This window comes from Synechococcus sp. Cu2B8-bc1011 (assembly GCF_047302735.1).
In the GTDB taxonomy this organism is placed as follows: domain Bacteria; phylum Cyanobacteriota; class Cyanobacteriia; order PCC-6307; family Cyanobiaceae; genus Synechococcus_C.
Genome location: NZ_CP138915.1, coordinates 1889016 through 1904923, shown reverse-complemented (window position 1 = coordinate 1904923; position 15908 = coordinate 1889016). Strand labels below are relative to the sequence as shown.

Annotated in this window: 15 protein-coding genes; 8 read left to right on the top strand and 7 right to left on the bottom strand. The window is 49.5% G+C overall.

The window, feature by feature from the left end:
- Positions 1 to 73 precede the first annotated feature (73 nt).
- Complete coding sequence (locus SIC18_RS09845; RefSeq protein ID WP_413429487.1) at positions 74 to 244, bottom strand: hypothetical protein; 171 nt, start codon at positions 242 to 244, stop codon at positions 74 to 76.
- A 23-nt stretch (positions 245 to 267) separates the two neighbouring features.
- Between SIC18_RS09845 and SIC18_RS09840 the strand changes: the two genes are divergently transcribed.
- Both SIC18_RS09840 and SIC18_RS09835 read left to right on the top strand, forming a co-directional pair.
- Entirely contained in the window at positions 268 to 1974 is a 1707-nt protein-coding gene (locus SIC18_RS09840) for an alpha-keto acid decarboxylase family protein (protein WP_413429486.1), read from the top strand.
- A 191-nt stretch (positions 1975 to 2165) separates the two neighbouring features.
- The gene (locus SIC18_RS09835) at positions 2166 to 2720 is read left to right on the top strand and encodes a hypothetical protein (protein ID WP_413429484.1); all 555 of its coding nucleotides are present in this window, start codon (positions 2166 to 2168) and stop codon (positions 2718 to 2720) included.
- A 17-nt stretch (positions 2721 to 2737) separates the two neighbouring features.
- Here SIC18_RS09835 and SIC18_RS09830 read toward each other — a convergent pair whose 3' ends face one another.
- The 3 genes from SIC18_RS09830 to SIC18_RS09820 all read right to left on the bottom strand — a co-directional run bounded on the left by SIC18_RS09830 (position 2738) and on the right by SIC18_RS09820 (position 7022).
- Positions 2738 to 3253, bottom strand: coding sequence for a CAAD domain-containing protein (locus SIC18_RS09830; protein ID WP_413429483.1), 516 nt, complete (start codon positions 3251 to 3253; stop codon positions 2738 to 2740).
- A gap of 299 nt (positions 3254 to 3552) precedes the next feature.
- Positions 3553 to 4338, bottom strand: a complete 786-nt coding sequence (locus tag SIC18_RS09825) for an ABC transporter ATP-binding protein (protein ID WP_413429481.1) — start codon at positions 4336 to 4338, stop codon at positions 3553 to 3555.
- A gap of 620 nt (positions 4339 to 4958) precedes the next feature.
- Positions 4959 to 7022, bottom strand: coding sequence for a mechanosensitive ion channel family protein (locus tag SIC18_RS09820; protein WP_413429480.1), 2064 nt, complete (start codon positions 7020 to 7022; stop codon positions 4959 to 4961).
- Positions 7023 to 7501: 479 nt separating this feature from the next.
- On the opposite strand from SIC18_RS09820, the gene SIC18_RS09815 reads away from it, so the two are divergent.
- Genes SIC18_RS09815 through SIC18_RS09805 form a run of 3 tightly spaced genes read left to right on the top strand, consistent with a single transcriptional unit; the run spans position 7502 to position 9815 of the window.
- Positions 7502 to 8284: an ATPase gene (locus SIC18_RS09815; protein WP_413429479.1), complete on the top strand. Its 783-nt coding sequence runs from the start codon at positions 7502 to 7504 to the stop codon at positions 8282 to 8284.
- A gap of 5 nt (positions 8285 to 8289) precedes the next feature.
- Entirely contained in the window at positions 8290 to 9105 is an 816-nt protein-coding gene (locus SIC18_RS09810; protein WP_413429477.1) for a metallophosphoesterase family protein, read from the top strand.
- Positions 9105 to 9815 (top strand): phosphoesterase, encoded by a 711-nt coding sequence (locus SIC18_RS09805; protein ID WP_413429476.1) that lies wholly within the window; start codon positions 9105 to 9107, stop codon positions 9813 to 9815. Before SIC18_RS09810 ends, SIC18_RS09805 begins: the two co-directional genes overlap by 1 nt.
- A gap of 45 nt (positions 9816 to 9860) precedes the next feature.
- On the opposite strand, the gene SIC18_RS09800 is transcribed toward SIC18_RS09805, so the two are convergent.
- Positions 9861 to 11933: a 4Fe-4S binding protein gene (locus SIC18_RS09800; RefSeq protein ID WP_048346545.1), complete on the bottom strand. Its 2073-nt coding sequence runs from the start codon at positions 11931 to 11933 to the stop codon at positions 9861 to 9863.
- A 120-nt stretch (positions 11934 to 12053) separates the two neighbouring features.
- On the opposite strand from SIC18_RS09800, the gene SIC18_RS09795 reads away from it, so the two are divergent.
- Positions 12054 to 13586: a class I adenylate-forming enzyme family protein gene (locus SIC18_RS09795; RefSeq protein ID WP_048346544.1), complete on the top strand. Its 1533-nt coding sequence runs from the start codon at positions 12054 to 12056 to the stop codon at positions 13584 to 13586.
- A 131-nt stretch (positions 13587 to 13717) separates the two neighbouring features.
- Complete coding sequence (locus SIC18_RS09790; RefSeq protein ID WP_048346543.1) at positions 13718 to 14011, top strand: hypothetical protein; 294 nt, start codon at positions 13718 to 13720, stop codon at positions 14009 to 14011.
- Positions 14012 to 14545: 534 nt separating this feature from the next.
- Here SIC18_RS09790 and SIC18_RS09785 read toward each other — a convergent pair.
- The gene (locus SIC18_RS09785) at positions 14546 to 14926 is read right to left on the bottom strand and encodes a hypothetical protein (RefSeq protein WP_048346541.1); all 381 of its coding nucleotides are present in this window, start codon (positions 14924 to 14926) and stop codon (positions 14546 to 14548) included.
- A gap of 386 nt (positions 14927 to 15312) precedes the next feature.
- Here SIC18_RS09785 and SIC18_RS09780 point away from each other — a divergent pair, with 386 nt between their 5' ends.
- The gene (locus SIC18_RS09780; RefSeq protein WP_250395101.1) at positions 15313 to 15459 is read left to right on the top strand and encodes a hypothetical protein; all 147 of its coding nucleotides are present in this window, start codon (positions 15313 to 15315) and stop codon (positions 15457 to 15459) included.
- A gap of 138 nt (positions 15460 to 15597) precedes the next feature.
- On the opposite strand, the gene SIC18_RS09775 is transcribed toward SIC18_RS09780, so the two are convergent.
- Positions 15598 to 15873, bottom strand: a complete 276-nt coding sequence (locus SIC18_RS09775; RefSeq protein WP_413429474.1) for a DUF411 domain-containing protein — start codon at positions 15871 to 15873, stop codon at positions 15598 to 15600.
- Positions 15874 to 15908 lie beyond the last annotated feature (35 nt).

Below are 15908 nucleotides of genomic sequence, written 5' to 3'. Positions count from 1 at the left end.
GTGTTGCTCGCCAGGGTTGATTCCGCTTGTAGCCAATGATTCCAATGGCAGCGTCTACGAGTCGTCATCCAGCTCATGCCCAGCCGTGCTCACGTTCAAACCGCACCAGCCGCATGATCGTGAGCAGCCCAACACCAAGGCCATTCTCAAAAAGAAGCCTCAGTTCATCGCTATCGAATGTCTGTTTCGATACCGAATAGCGACCTATCTCATGGCCTATCGCTAAGACCACGATCAGACTCACCAAGTGATCCTCATGTCGGCTTGATGACTCCTTCTGTCGTGACTTATGCCTTGGATCGGTTAGCAGATCTCGGTATCGGCCATGTGTTTGGTGTACCGGGTGACTATGCCTTTCCAATCAATGATGCGGTGGAGGTGCATCGCCGCCTGAGCTGGGTGCCCTCAGCCAATGAGCTGAATGCGGCTTACGCCGCTGATGGTTATGCCCGCCGCCGAGGCGCTGCCATCGTCTGCACCACCTATGGAGTGGGCGAACTGAGTGCTCTGAATGGCCTGATGGGATCAATGGCTGAACGTCTACCCGTGTTTCATCTGGTAGGCACTCCCAGTCTTCGGATCGTGCGACAAGGGCTCATCTGTCATCACACCCTCGGCGATCGAAACTATGACCGCTTTGAGGCCATCTCTGCTTCTGCAAGTTGTGTCAGCGCCAGGCTCACGCCCGAAAACGCCGTCATCGAATTGGAGCGGGTGATTGATAAAGCTCTGGAGGAATCCAGGCCTGCGTATCTCACCTTTCCGATGGATCTGGCTCTCATGCCGATCACTGGTACGCCGATCCAGGGTTCTCCTCTTGGTGTAATCGATCAACACGACAGTGTTGCTGCGGAACTTGAGGCTGTCCTTGATCTCCTGGAGGCACGCATTGCCTCAGCTTCACGTCCAGTCGTGCTCCCCACCATCACCTTGAAGCGTTTCGGTCTAGTGAATGCATTCGAGGAATTTCTCAAGGCCTCCGGTCTGGCTTATGCCACGACCCCCATGGACAAGGCACTACTCAGTGAGCAACACCCCGCTTTCCTCGGGATGTATAACGGCGGTCGGTCAACCCCAGCTGCCCTGCAAAGTGTGGTGGAAGATGCCGATCTGGTGGTCGATCTAGGGGGGCTTGTTTTGGAGGACCTGAACACTGGCCTCTGGAGTGGGTCACTCGATCCCAACCGGATCGTTGCTTTGCATGCCGATTGGGTCCAAGCCGGACATCAGGTGTTCACGAGTGTCAGCATCAGTGATGTCTTGGCAGGACTAACGAGACGCTTTCAGTCCTCGTCGAAACGTCTCTCTTACTGGGGAGAGCATCGACCCGTACAGCCCGCTCCCATGCTTCCCCGTGTTGGAGCGCCAGATCAACCCACCGATTCAGCAAGCTTTTACCCCCGCTTGCAGCAATTCCTGCGCCCCAACGACCTGTTGTTATCCGAGACCGGCACATGCCTTTTGAAACTCAACGCCATCCGGCTACCGGACGGCGTGACAATGGAAAGTCAAACCCTCTGGGGATCGATCGGATGGGGCACACCGGCAGCTCTTGGATGCGCTTTAGCTGAACCCGAGCGTCGGGTCGTTTTGGTCACCGGTGATGGCGCCCACCAGCTCACGGTGCAGGAAATCGGGGTGATGGGCTTTACAGGGGTAAATCCTGTGGTGATCGTTCTGAATAATGGCCTCCATGGGATCGAGGCGTTGATCAGTGAAACGGGACATGCCTACAACGATTTGCCGCCTTGGCGCTACGCAAACATTCCTGCTGCCCTTGGCTGCAAGGGTTGGTGGTGTGGACGGGCTGGAACCGTTGCGGAACTTGAGCAAGCATTCTCCGCAATCAGCGCTCATCAAGGTGCTGCTTACCTCGAAGTGCTCATTCCTGCTGAAGAGAGCCAGCCCCTAGCCGAGGAGGTCATTGAAATCTTTCACCAGACGACGACTCCTAAATCGGCGTTACCTGACTAAAGGCTCTCCTATGGCAATGTTCAACGGATCAGCTGTGCCGGGTCGATACAGAGCATTGATTCCTCTCGCTAATGGCAGCGATGATGATCGTGCTGGGAGCTCCCTTTGACCGTTTCCAGCTAGTACGAACTCAAGGGATTGTTCTTCGATCATCAGAACACCATTGTTGACATCTGTTGCTACCAACTGCATTGATAACGTCTGCTCAAGCCGTGTCGTATTGGCTGCTTCCCGGCGGGAAGGATCAGGCGGCATTGGATCAACTTTCTGCACTGGCCTGTCAGTCGGTCATGGCTTGTACATTGCCTCCGCATATCACGCTCTACAGCGAGCCTCTTGATGGCGCTCCTGATGCCAGCCAAGAGCAAGTGATCGATCGACTTCAGAAGCTCGCCGATTGCCGTCAACCTGTGCAGCTTTGGCCTAAAGCGATTGAAGCCACTCGGATTTACACGCAGAGTCTTGTTCTTCGCTTCAACACTGGAGCCAGGGCCGAACTGTTCCCTTGGTTCATCCAGCTACGTCAACGCTCAGCGTCTGATTGCGGCTACCGGCTTGATCCGCATCTGAGCTTGCTGTATTGCCAAGACACTCTTGAGCGAAGGCAGGAGCTAGCCCAGCGACTTCCACTTCCAGAAGGTCCACTGTTGTTTCAGCGGATCAGCGCAGTCACTCATCCGCTTACGATCAACGGCCCCGCCGATATCGCTGCATGCTTCACCATTCACACCTGTTCTTTGTCTTGATCCCGTAATTGAGAGGTTCAACCAAGAAGTTCCTTTTTTAAATGTGCAATACGTGTCAATAATTCAGCTCTCTTTTGTTGCTTTAATAGGTTAGAAGTCACAAAGCGAACCAAAGCCACAAGCCCTATAAGCTCTGCAATACTCCCAAGCACACCACCAAAAAGAGGTAGTTGATTCATTGAGTGCAATAGATTAACCGTCATTAAAAGTGCCAAACCAAGCAGGATCGCTCCGAAAATGGAGAGAAATACTGGATAGATGTGCCTAAATCCTTCAAGATTGAGTCCTCGTAACGACTCCATTCCTTGCTTGAGATACTCAAAGAGTTGAGAAACATTAGGTGGAGTCTCTTTGCTGTCTTCGTCTTGGGAAGAAACAACATCAATTTCACCAGCTTCTGGAGCAACAGCTATAACTGGTTCCGGAAGTGATTGAGGTTGTTCTGCTTCCTCTGAATTCAGCTCGATAGGCGAGACCACATCTGGCTCTTTGAACGGCAACTCCTCTTGATTGGCTGAAGTGTCTTTCTCCATCTCACCTATCAATAACATCTCCTTACTATGAGCCAATATGATGCAAGAAGAATGTGGATTTAAGGAAACATTAAATCTAAACACAAATCTCATCGTAAAGTTTCTAAAATGCAACAATGCTCCATCTTTTAGGTAACAAATGTACATTTTTTAGAGTCAACACTGAAAAGGGCAATCATTGATGAATCACTCTCAATCTGATGCCTTTATAAGTCACGGTGTGATTGCTATAGGCGAATCGCTCTATCCGCTATCGTTTGAGACAAGCATCAGTAATGGCTCTGCCTAGCAGTGATTTTTTAACCTGGCAGAACTTGTCTGTAACCCTTGTGTTCAAAGACGCGTAAGGGGGTTGCGAACAGATTGCTCAGCTTGTGATCCAGCAGTAATTGCCTAGGAGTTCCATCCCCACAGAGTCTTCCATGCTTAACGAACAAAATTCTGTTCATTTCTGGAATGATGGTGTCGATGCGATGCGTGATGACAAGCAGAGTGGTGCCTTGATGGCATAGTTTCCGCATCGTATCCAGGAGTTGATGGCATGCCTTGAGATCGAGAGCTCTACAAGGTTCATCAAGAACCAAGACCTTGGGGTCGTGCACGAGTGCTCTTGCAATCATCAACCGACGACGTTGGCCATCTGATAATTCTCCAAAAGGTTGCTTCGCAAAAGTATCAAGATTCAATTGTGCCAGAAGTGATTCGCTTCGTTCTAGCTGTTTCGAATTAGGGATCTGATCACGACCAAGTCTCGTAGATCCAAAAAAAGCACTCAAAATTAATTCTTTTGCACGAATTTGTGGGGAAAATCGTGTCTCGAGATCACTGCTTGCAAGTCCAAGTGAGGAGCGTAGCTGCCAAATATTGATCGTGCTTTGACCAAATAGTTTAAAATGAGAATCTGGCTTCACTAATGGATAAAGGTTGCGATTGATGAGGTTGACTATCGTGCTTTTACCGGCGCCATTTGGTCCTAGTATCGTCGTTGATTCTCCAGTCCTTAGTTGTAAACATAGATCGTGAATCACTGGATGGCCACCTAGCCAGGCTTCTATGTGATTGGCATCAAACCATATATCGCCCATCGTTTCGATATGCTGCTTGCGCGAAGTCTAGCAATCAGCTTTATTGATCTTCACTATTGCATCCTGAATTTCAATACCAGTTGTTGTTATGACTGGACCATTAACAATTTAGGCTATCTCTTTGATCTGGTGTGTTGTGAGGGGTTATTCTTGGTGTCAACTCAACCAAACCTGTGCCGCTTGAAAGGTCCTACCGATTGATCAATTGACCAGAGGTTTGATGGATAGCATGCCTAGTGATCAGATTAGAAGTAATAACCGAGATTTGATTATGGCTGAATATTTAAGATTTAATTGGCAGCATGCAGCGTCTTTGCTTGTCAACCATTGGCCCCAGGATTGGCGTGATTTGATCACACGGAATTAGATTCCAACTTTGATGATTCAGGTGAATATAGTGTTGTACCAGCAATGAGTCTACGCTGCATTTATCGTCAGACTCCTAATTTATTGCTGGAGATCTTTTCATGAGATGCCGGAGGTCGTCACTTTGCATTTTTTGATAATCATGATTGCTTTAATGATGTGTCTACCAAGCTCATGATGGAATTGTCATTTACGTTGCATAAAGGGTGAAATTAATATTATCAATGTTTTTTGATGCTAAATGTCTCAGCCTGTTAATCCTTCCTCTTTGTGAAGCGTTCGGGTTGTGACTCCAGTTCAATCGCTGTTGGGAAAGGAATCACAATCTCTGCATCTGCCATGGCTCTGAGTAGCTTACGGTTGATTAGATCGATAGAGTCTTTGAACTGTGAATACGTCAGTCCTTGAGAAAAGGTATGGCATATGAAGTCGTAGCTGAATTCAGAGATGTCCATCAAACGGCAGGCTTTGAGTTCAAAGCCTGGGATGTCGTCAATGATACTTTGCACAATTCCCGGGATTGTGGATAGCTGCGTATCCGTTGTGGCGTAGGACACTGATACAACAAAATGAGACTTTTCAACTTGAACGATGAGTTGATTAAGTGCTAATGTTAGTGATTCAGTTAACTCGATGTATTCACGCCAGTTCGATACTTTGATGAGACCGATGCAGCGAAGGATTTGCTCACCTCCTGCTTGTAGCTCAACAGTGAGACATGGATGACTGACATCAACGCGGTTGTTGGCATAGGTTCTTGACAACAACAGCAAATCCGAGATTTGATCTGGACTGAATGGTGATTGGCCTTCAAGATCAAGCTTCAATTCCAGTCCTTGCATCATCGAAGTGCTTGACTTGAGTTGATTCCTAGAGAGATTGTTCACAACGCAGTCTTCAGCAACTGCATTCGGAATGGTGATGATTCCTGTTGCTGTTTCAATCTCTACAGAACGCAAACCAATTTTTGTGATGAAGCCTTGATCATCTCCTAGTTCGCAGAATTCGCCTACGCGTAAGGGCCGATCGGTCTGTAGTGACAGACCAGCAAATAAGTTGCCAAGCAACTTGGATGCGCCTAGGCCAATCGCTAGACCAGGGACTGTAGATAGGGCTAGAACAACGGATGGAGATAGACCCAGTTGGAGTAACATTCGGTAGATCAATGCAATGGCGACAACACCGGAAAGCACGCGGCAAATGGGCATGATGCGATTGCTGGTTCTTGATAATTCCCAGACCTCCTGAGTCCCAGACATTCGAACTAGTGTTTCTGATGTTGATCGTCCAAATGCTTCAAAAAAGAGGAAAACCAGAATCACGAGGAAGCTGAAATAAGTAACTTCAAATATGATTGTGAATACGATTAAGGGTAAACCTGTGAAGTTAAGATATTCGTCAATGAAGATTTCGGTTAGTTTTGCCAGTGGAACCAATGGAAGCATGAGCGCTGTTCTTTTCCAGGCAAGGGAATCCAACAGCCAAGCCCTGGATGGATCCTCTGATTTCTTCTGGTAGGTTTGAATTAACTGATGAAAGAGTATTGCTGTAATCAATGCAAAGATACTCACTGCAAAAGCAGCTAAAACGACTTGGAATAGCGTTTCGCCAAATAGGATTTCTGTTTCAATCAAACTTCGGAACTTACTGGGTAAAATTAAATACCACTTGGGTGGAAAGAGGTGTCCGGGTGTATGGATGAAGTCTTCATAAAATGTATTCGTAGAAAATTTTTGGTTCTCTTCAGTTGTGGCTTGACCCTGTGCCTGCTCGTAGATGTTTGATGCATTGGCAACCGTTGAAGCTGAGAAGTAAAAATTGTTATTGGTTTGATTTTCAGGAATCTGACTGCTTAGCTCAATCGATGAACCAGGCAGCGTCCATGATTGTGTTTGTTTGGATCGATTCTCATTCAGCTCCTTCATTCCCTTGGCATCTGGAATATTGATGATTTGGCGACTGTTGTTGAAAATAAAATCAAGGGCCTGTTTCAGTTGAATGGCTGCTTCATCTTTAAGGTAGGAGCGCACACCTAGGGGAAACGACGACCCATCTAAGGCAGAAACAGCTGCATCAAATAAATCTTCTGCCTCTGCCATCTCGAGCAGTGTTTGACGATTCCAGAACAGACCTGGATCATTCAAATGGTTGGCTGTGACCTCATCAATGAGAATCCCCACATCAGCCATAACGGCATAGAAGTTTAGTAATGTGTCCCTTGGGGTATCGCCAACGACCTGACCTAGAGGAGTGTGTAGCCAGAGATCGGCTCTTTGTACGAGCTCTGGATAAAAAGGTTGATTATCCAGTGGAATCACTGGGAGAGAACTCTCATGTCTGAGATTCAGTGGTTGGTGGCCACTGCTTGTCGACACTGCGAGGGTTGGCAGACCAGACACAATCAAGACGCAGCAGAGACCAGCTAAAAAAGAAAACACCAGATTGTTCCTTCTCAAGGCCGGTTAACGCAGACGCAGTCTCAGCATATTGAGCATTCCTCTTTAGGTCTAGAAGCCCCACTCTCTTTTGAGTTCTATCCGTGCACGAATTTCATCCAATGTGTGACATTGAAGGCTCAACAGCTTTCGGGGATTTTTCAACTTTGAACGCATGTTTCCGAGCTGCTCATGGGCGTCGGTTGTGTTTTCACACCCCTCATCTGGCAGCTTTGTGGTCTAAACGTTGTGGATCTGAACACTTGTTACAGGCACAAGTGGCATTTGATCGACCATAATGAGAATCATTCCTTTTCCTGGTGTTGACCTGCCGAGGAAGTGAAGTCATTAAGTTCTGAGCCATGCCGCAGACCTGGTTGATCGTTGGCCCTCCCGGCTGCGGAAAAACCAATTGGATTCGCGAAACCCTGCTGAAGCATCAAGGTTCGTGTGCCTATTTGCGACTTGATGGTTGTAGTCACGAAGGTTTAGAGGCGGGGATCAACGCGGGGATCGATCGCAATTGGTTAAGCGATCAAATTCCGCGGCTGCAAGATCTTTCTAATGCAAGTGTTTCGCCTCTGCCTCCCTCTGAGGATTGCTTGGCACTGATTGAGGCTCAGCAGTTCAGGTTTCCCTCCATCGCGGATTCTGATCGGATCGATCCTCGGATTCAGCAGCAATTGGATCGCTTGAATCTCAAACCTGATAAGACCTTGCATTTCGGTCGCGACTCTGAGTTGCCTAAGCAAGACACTTTGGATTTCACTCAACTTGAGGCTTGGCATCTCAACCTTCGCGACAGCGTTTGGGATCCGAGCAGCCTCAGTAGTTTTTGGTTTGAGCTTGTGAATGGTGCCTATGGAGATGTGTATCGCGCTAAGGCCCTGATGAACTTGCCTGACGGTCGTTCTTTTTTCTGTAACTGGATGGTGAGTCAGGAGGGTTCGCAGTTCCTCCCTCTTGAGACTGTCGAGCCCCCCACTGGTAGGCCAACGCGATGTTCTCACCTTGTTGTTCAGGGCAAGGCTCTCGATCAGGTCGGGATCCAGAACACGATCAGCGACTGCCTACTCGCTGACGAGGTTCTCGAAATGCAACAGGCCCAACTGCGTCAACAACAACCAGACCTTCAACTCAACTGATAACGATGGCTCATGCTGTGATCTCCTGTTTGCACGCCAATCTCGCCGCTTTTGAAGCCGTGTTGGATGACATTGACCAACAAGGAATTAACACCGTTACTTGCCTGGGCGACCTTGTGGGCTATGGCCCCCAGCCCAATGAGGTGGTGGATCTGCTGCGACAGCGCTCCATACCCACATGCCAAGGCTGTTGGGATGAGGACATTGTCGATGGCCTTAATTCTTGCGAATGCAGCTACCCGTCACAGCTTGCAGAGCGCCGAGGGCATCACGCCCATCATTGGACGGCGAGCCGTTTAACGGAGGACAACAAGGCATTTCTTGCTGAACTTCCATTGACGTTGCGTAAGGACAAGTTGCTGTTTGTGCACGGTAGTCCCAACAGTCAACACGAATATCTGTTGCCAGACATGAATGCTTTTGCAGCACTAGAACGGGTGGAAACGGCAGGAGCCGAAACCCTGTTCTGTGGTCATACCCATCAGCCTTATGTCCGCGTACTCACTGGTGGATCCATTCGTGTCAGCGTTCAACAGCGAGGGGTGCAGCCATCTAATGAACAGGAGATGACCCTGCCGTTGCGCCGCATCGTGAATGCTGGCTCGGTTGGTGAACCTAGACACGGCAACACAAATGCCACCTATGTCATCCATGACGACAGAACGGGTGAGGTGAGTATCCGCGAGGTGAACTATGACGTGGCAAAAACCTGCAGAGCCATTTTGGATGCGGGTTTGCCAGAGGTGTTCGCATGGCGACTGAGCCATGGATTCGAATACGCCGAACGTGCGGAAGATGCCAGCCACGTGTGTGAGCGCTGATGGAACGTTGGGCCCTGGTTTCTGGACTTTGTGGAGATCTCGATCTCTATGAACAAATCCAATCCGACTTGAAACGAAAGAACGGGATAGCGCATCTTTTTGTGCTGGGTGACATGGTCAGTCCAGATCGCAACTGCAATGCCTTGCTAACCCGGTTACGCCAACCCAAGCGTGGAGATTTCCAACCCAATTGCATCTATGGCTGGTGGGAAGAGCAGCTTCTTGCTGGACATGGTTACCGAGGCGATCAGAAACCAGAGGCTTTAGACGGCGATCACGATCCAACGACCTTTGAGAAACTGCGTGCGGCGGTAAGCCAGGATCATCTCAATTGGTTGGCTTCACTACAGTTTGGCTTCGTTGAACTGGATTGCGGTTTGATCCACGGAAGTTCAGCTGATGTGGGTGATTGTTTGCTTGAGACAACGTCACCCCTGATCCTTTTGGATCGCCTCACCCGTCTGGATGTGAATCGTTTGTTTACCGCTCGCAGTGGTCGGCAATTCCGACTTCAGCTCACAGGTGGTCAAATTCAGTCAAAGGTGATTGATCCTGCAGGCGAAGCTTCACAGGAACACACCGTTCCAAAACGCAGTGTGATCGGTATCGGCTCCGGGGCGAATTACACCCTTTATGACCCAGCCAGCGATCACATTGAATTTCTTAGTGCGTCAGGTGGATCAGGACCGTCGAAGCTTGGATTTGGTTGACGGTCAGGAGGGTAAGGACGTGATCTTCTTCTCATCACCTATGAGTTAGCTGTCGACAAGCCATCGTCCACCTACTGCAAGCACGGAGACCCAAGCGGAAGCGACTATCCAAGCCGAGCGATGGGTAGCCAGCTGACGCCTGAGCAGCACCACACTCCACAACAAACCCAGACCTACAGCTCCGCTTTGGCAGAAACCAATCACATGGGAATCAGCTCTCCAGACAGGCAGCGCTTCCTGCCAAGACAGATCAAGAGGAGAGAAGCTCACCGGTAAGAAAGCTCCACCCTCGCTCATACCTAAAGGTAGATATTGAGCCAGCATGACGGCCCAAAGCAAAGGCAGCAATCCATAGAGCGTGCGTTGGAGTCGTTCCTTTTTCAGCAGAAAACGAGCGATTGCGAAGATGCTTGCAGGAAAAGCCAGAGTCATGACTGCGATCCCAAGCCTTGGCAGCAATGGACCTTCCGCCAGAGTCAGCGGAGCTTGAGTCCACCAGCCCCAAAGTTGATGCCAGTTTTGTAAGCAAATATCTCCTGCTAAAACCAAGATGAGAGCGGGTTCGCCACTTGGAACTTCCATGGAGCGCTGAATGTCTGCGGCAGGGGGTCGCACAGAAATTTGTACGGATTGGTGTGGGCAGGCCTGAGCGCAGGTGAGACAGAGCACGCAATTACGGTTGTCTTGAAGATGGGCGGGGTGCGTTCCTAGCGGGCAGCCCTCTGTGGCCAATCCTTCCCCTTCCGAGGGTCCTCCTTTGAAACAGGCATAACTGCTGCAGCTGCCGCTACATGTTCCCGCTTTCGCTCGCAGTTCCAAGACGGAAAGTTTGGCAAATAACCCATTCATTCCACCGACCGGACAGAGGTAACGACACCAAAACCGTTTCTCAAACAGCAGTGAACTGACTACTGCGCCTGTTGTAATCACAAGCAAGAGGCAGCTGCTCAACCAAGCTGTGTTTTGTAGGTTCCACACCTCTTCCCAGATCAAGATCACAGCAAATCCAGCTGCGAGCATGGGTGAGGCCCAAGTGTCGCTTTGACTTCGAGGCCAGCGATTGGGTTGCCAGCCAAGTCGACGAGCGCAGCGTTGAACAATCTCTCCCCAGACCATGAAAGGGCAGAAGGAACACCACAGTCGACCCACGAATGGATAACTCAAAAGAATGAGAGGCCACCACCAGCCCCAGAAAAGATTGAGAGCACCGTTATGGGCCCGGTCTTGTGGTCCGAGCCATAACCACAGGTTCACCAACACAAACAACCAGCTCACAACTCCAAACAGCAATCCATTCCATAGCGATGGGGAGCGCATCAACTCACGTAGCTTTGGTTTCCAACGCCAAATGTCGAAGCGATAGAGCTGTTGTCTTTGAGGCGTCCAAAACACCACTTCAGGTATCACGTGAGGGGCGGCTTGGCCCTCCTGTTCCATTTGTTGGAGAGCCTGCTGTATCAGCGTTTCGAGCTCGCGCAGATTGTTGGGGAAGTCGTAAGCCTGCAACTGTTTCACCACCGCCTCGGGAACCAGAGGAGCTTGAGCCCAGCCCAAGATGGAACTACGTTGCCGAACTCCGTAACGCAGCCATTCTCCGAGATCCTGACGCCTTACACGCAGGGGAGGAACGCGGATTACTGTGCAGCAACGATCAAAGCCAGGACTGAGTGTTTCTGATGTGAAGATCAGACGGACTTGGCTATCAACCTTTCCTTCTGCTAACTCCAACAGGCGAGATTTGAGCTGTTCTGGCACCCGTTCCAGTTGATCGATTAGTAGCGATCCATGCCCCAGTTGTTGGAGTAGCGAAGCCTTGGATGGATCTCCCGAAGAACCGAAAATGTCGCTGCCATCGGGTTTAAGAAGAGCTCCATCAAGCCGAAGCATTAATTGCTTTCGGTCTGGCGATCCAAAATGAATCAAGGACGCGATATTGTCCTTTTCCAAGCCAGGCTCCCCGGAGATCAGAACAGGCCTGCGCTCGGAATCTGAGGCTGCGTTGCGGATCGCTTCACGTAGCTTGCAGGCGTAGCGACTGCTGCCGACAACTCCACGCCGAACACGACCCACGATGTAGGGAGCCAACTGTTGGAGGGGTTGAAGCGGATTCCCTGTCACAGATTTTGGATGGCAGAGGTGGACTCTTCCAGTGTGTTCTGAATGTGGCTTTGCAGGCAGGTCATTACAGAATTCGATCGCTTGATGCGTGCTATCAAAGGAAGAAATTGAGTTGTTGCCTTGCAGGTTTCCGGTCGATTCCTTGCTAAACCAGTCGAACTGAACGATCCGCTCCGATCAGCTTTGAGCCGAGATCCAGGCGCAGTGGCTCTGCATGATCTAAACGGCAGCATGAGTTGGGCTGAACTTGAACAGTCGTGCAATGCACTTGCGAAGCATTACCTGAGCATCGGTCTTCGCCCTGGCGACCGAATTGCCTCACTCATGCCTAATAGTTTGGAGGTGTTGATTCATTATTTAGCTGGCTTGCGCTGTGGGCTTGTGTTAACGCCACTGAACTATCGCTATACCGTTCCCGAAATCAACCATGCTCTTGAGGTCAGCGCTGCCAGATGCCTGTTGCATCACTGCGAACGTCAGACTGATGTTGATGCCAGCAATGTTTCAAGTGTCTGCGATCTTGGCTGCATCACGGCGAATGACGATGGATTCACCTCCGAGCTGAGCCAAGACTTTGGAGAGCTTGCGCTATCCCAAACAGAGCATAAATCTGATCAACCTTGCTTTTTATTCTTCACTTCAGGAAGCACAGGGAAACCGAAGGGTGTCACTCATACACGGCAAAGCTTGGGCTGGATGTTTTCTTCTCTGCTCGATGCCACCGCCTTAAAGCCTGGTGAGCAATTTCTTGCTGGCGGTTCTCTATCCCATATCGCCTCATCAACGTTTTCTTTGTCTGCACTGTGCCGTGGGGCCTCTGTTCTGGTGCCTAACAATCTCAGCTGTACATCCCTGGAAATGTTGCTTCGGCAGCACCACCCGCAGGTCTTGATGGCCTTACCTGTCACGTTGTTCAGCCTTGTGCGCGATGAACGTCTACAACGCAGTGATTTTTCATCGGTTCGCCTTTGCATCAGTGGTGGAGACAAAGTGAATCATCAGTTGCATGTTGAGTTTGAGAATGCCACCGGACAGCGTATTGATGAGTGCTATGGCATGAGTGAGATTGGCTTTGCAAGCCTCTCCCCGATTGAAGGTGAAAATCGGCTTGGTTCTGTAGGACAAATGTGTCCTGGTTTTGAAGGCTGCATCCGCTCATCCGACGGACGAGAGCTGAGTTTTGGCGAGGAAGGTGTTCTCTGGGTGAAGTCCCCCACTTTGACGGTCGGATATTGGAATAATCCTTCTGCTACAGCGGAGTCCTTGCAGGAGGGGTGGTTTAACACCGGTGACGCCATGCGTCTTGATGATGATGGCTATTTCTGGTTTTGCGGTCGCAGAAAACAAATCATCGTTCACGACGGATCCAATATTTGTCCCCAAGATGTAGAGGAAGCTTTGATGGAGCACCCCGCCGTAGACCAGGCAGGAGTGATCGGAATTGAAGATTCCGTGCATGGACAAAATGTGCACGCTTATGTGTCTTTCAAATCTGGATTTGATGCCCCTTCAGTTCCAGAGCTGATTTCTTTTGCCCGTGAGCGGGTTGGCTACAAGGCTCCTGAAGTTCTGCAGGTCCTTCCCTCTCTTCCTCTGAATTCTGTGGGTAAGATCAACCGTGTTGCTCTTCATGCAATGACCTCCAGGCATTGATCTATCGATCACGAATAGATTCTCTCAAGGTTGCATTAACCTCTCGACTGGGTGTCAAACTTGTATATCAACTCAACTTCTAGTCACTGAGTAGAACGGGCACGATTGACTGACTTTGGCAAACTGAACTGATGAAGCACACCTTGCTATTGCTTTCTCTGATTGGAACAGCAGCATTGGCGCAGCGTTTTCAGATCCTTGATCGCGTGGATGGTTGGGTGATTGAACGCAAGTTGGATAGTGAACAGAATCAGGTTTGCCGCGCATCGGTTCCTGGGGGTGGATCTTGGTTCTCTGGTCGGGTGCACCTTGATCCTAATGACGCACTTGTGGTTCCAGAAGGTTTGATCGCACCCAACAAGGCATCGTTGAATTCGGCTCGGGAGGCGCTCCGTCTGTGCCGGTCAAGTCTTCTCTACTTCTAGGGGAATTGATCTGATCCAGGTGTGATCAAAGCAGGGACTTAATGATGGACGTGTTGGAGTGATCAGCATGTTCCAAAGATCCTCTCCAGAGCATTGCGCTTGTTATGGAGTGCATTGGAGCGTATGGGCTTCGTTGTCGATTCAAAAGCACTGTGCTGACCCAGCAAACTTGAAGTCCGAGAACAAGGATGGCAATCAGCCCTAACTCAAATGCGCCTTGCATCAGTAGTGTTTGCCCCGATTCTCGATGGCATCCCTTTTGAAGCACTCCAACTCTTCAGGTGTGTGAAGCGGGGGCTTCTGCTTTTTTCCTGTCAGTCGCTGAATGAGTTGTAGGAGACGTTGCATGTTGTCAATGTGGCCTGTGAAATTTTACGAAAGCCAACACTGGTTTTTCTGTAGGGCGATGGTAAATCTTGGTTATCGTTTATTCAGCTCTAGTCATTGGCGGGTTAAATTAAATTTGTTAATGGTTGTCGGCTTTAATTTTAATTGATAGTGGCTCAAATCTTCTAGCAGGCCGTGGTTCATCCATTAGCCACCTTTTGCCATGGCTTTAAAGGCTTCATTGTCCGAATCATCGGCCATATCAGTCAACAGGGCTTTGCTGTCTTCACCAAGATTCTCGAGGGTTTTAGCTGTATAGTCGTAGTTGTCAAAAATAGTTTCAACAGACCAAACATAATTATTTTCAATCGCATAGCTGCAAATACTTTTAACCACTTCATCTTGAGTGGCCTTTATGCCTTTGTCCCAGAGATCTTTAACGATGAAGTCCACTGTAACGGTCCCTTCAAGCATCGGGTCAATGTCGAATGCCAGCACGCAACCGAGTTCATTAAAGGTTTCAACCCAAGCATTGTTGGTCTCAAGGCAGCCCTTGATAATTGTATGAGCCTCTTGCTTTGTGGACACTTGGAAGCGATCAGATGTCTTCTTTTTAGTGCATCAACCCGGGCATTGCCTGGATATTTCAGATTTATTTTGTTCGGAATGTCTGACAATTCACATGGATGGACAAGCTTTGAGCTCACGGCTTGGATTTTGATGCCTGTCCACGCTTTTTAGGGTCAATGCTTGGAGTGATTCTGCCATGAGATCCTTCAAATTTTCTTATTTCATGACAGTACAGATTCTTCTTCGTGACACCCCTTCATCCAGTTCTTATTCAATATGCTGATTCAGCATGTTGGTATCGCTACAGCTCTGATGATAGGAGTGCTTCTCTGACCACTTGTTGGATGTAATTCTTTCATATTAGTTGTGATGAGCTAAGGCGTATATCCAGTGATCACCGCGTCATGACAGTAGCGATACTGACCGCCCTCCCTTGGGAACAGTGCAAGTTTGAGCGCTTTGGCACTGCGATCCTCCCTCTGGATGACATGACGCCCCATAGCGACATCGATGCCAAACTCAAATTTGAAGGTGCAGACATCCGCTACTAGGTGATGCGCCTACGCCATCGGCCGGCCGTGTTGGCGAGCATGAGTCGCCATCAGCGGGTAACCCAGTGTTTGGGGTCTGCTGATGCGCAACCTTGCTATTCGTGAAGCTTAGTGTTTCACAAATCAGCAGAGAGGCGTTCACATAGGCCTGATGTGATCATAGATTGTGGTCGTTCCATCGTTCGCGATGGCAAGGACATCAAATGCTTCAGCTTTGATCCCTGCAGTTTCCATCCCAGGAGATCCCATGGGCATTCCTGGAGCTGTGAGACCTCTGATGTCTGGACGTTCGTCCAACATTTTGTTGATGGATGCTGCAGGAACATGCCCCTCCACAACGTATCCCTCCACAACTGCAGTGTGGCAAGACGCCAGCTCTGGCGTGATGCCGTTGGCTTGTTTGAAAGAATCCATATCCTTCACCACCTTGTCTTGGATTGGGAAGCCTT

Coding starts and splice junctions, on each gene's coding strand:
- SIC18_RS09780 (WP_250395101.1), top strand. CDS start 15,313: ATGACAGTAGCGATACTGACCGCCCTCCCTTGGGAACAGTGCAAGTTT.
- SIC18_RS09810 (WP_413429477.1), top strand. CDS start 8,290: ATGGCTCATGCTGTGATCTCCTGTTTGCACGCCAATCTCGCCGCTTTT.
- SIC18_RS09790 (WP_048346543.1), top strand. CDS start 13,718: ATGAAGCACACCTTGCTATTGCTTTCTCTGATTGGAACAGCAGCATTG.
- SIC18_RS09775 (WP_413429474.1), bottom strand. CDS start 15,873: ATGGATTCTTTCAAACAAGCCAACGGCATCACGCCAGAGCTGGCGTCT.
- SIC18_RS09815 (WP_413429479.1), top strand. CDS start 7,502: ATGCCGCAGACCTGGTTGATCGTTGGCCCTCCCGGCTGCGGAAAAACC.
- SIC18_RS09825 (WP_413429481.1), bottom strand. CDS start 4,338: ATGGGCGATATATGGTTTGATGCCAATCACATAGAAGCCTGGCTAGGT.
- SIC18_RS09840 (WP_413429486.1), top strand. CDS start 268: ATGACTCCTTCTGTCGTGACTTATGCCTTGGATCGGTTAGCAGATCTC.
- SIC18_RS09805 (WP_413429476.1), top strand. CDS start 9,105: ATGGAACGTTGGGCCCTGGTTTCTGGACTTTGTGGAGATCTCGATCTC.
- SIC18_RS09830 (WP_413429483.1), bottom strand. CDS start 3,253: ATGGAGAAAGACACTTCAGCCAATCAAGAGGAGTTGCCGTTCAAAGAG.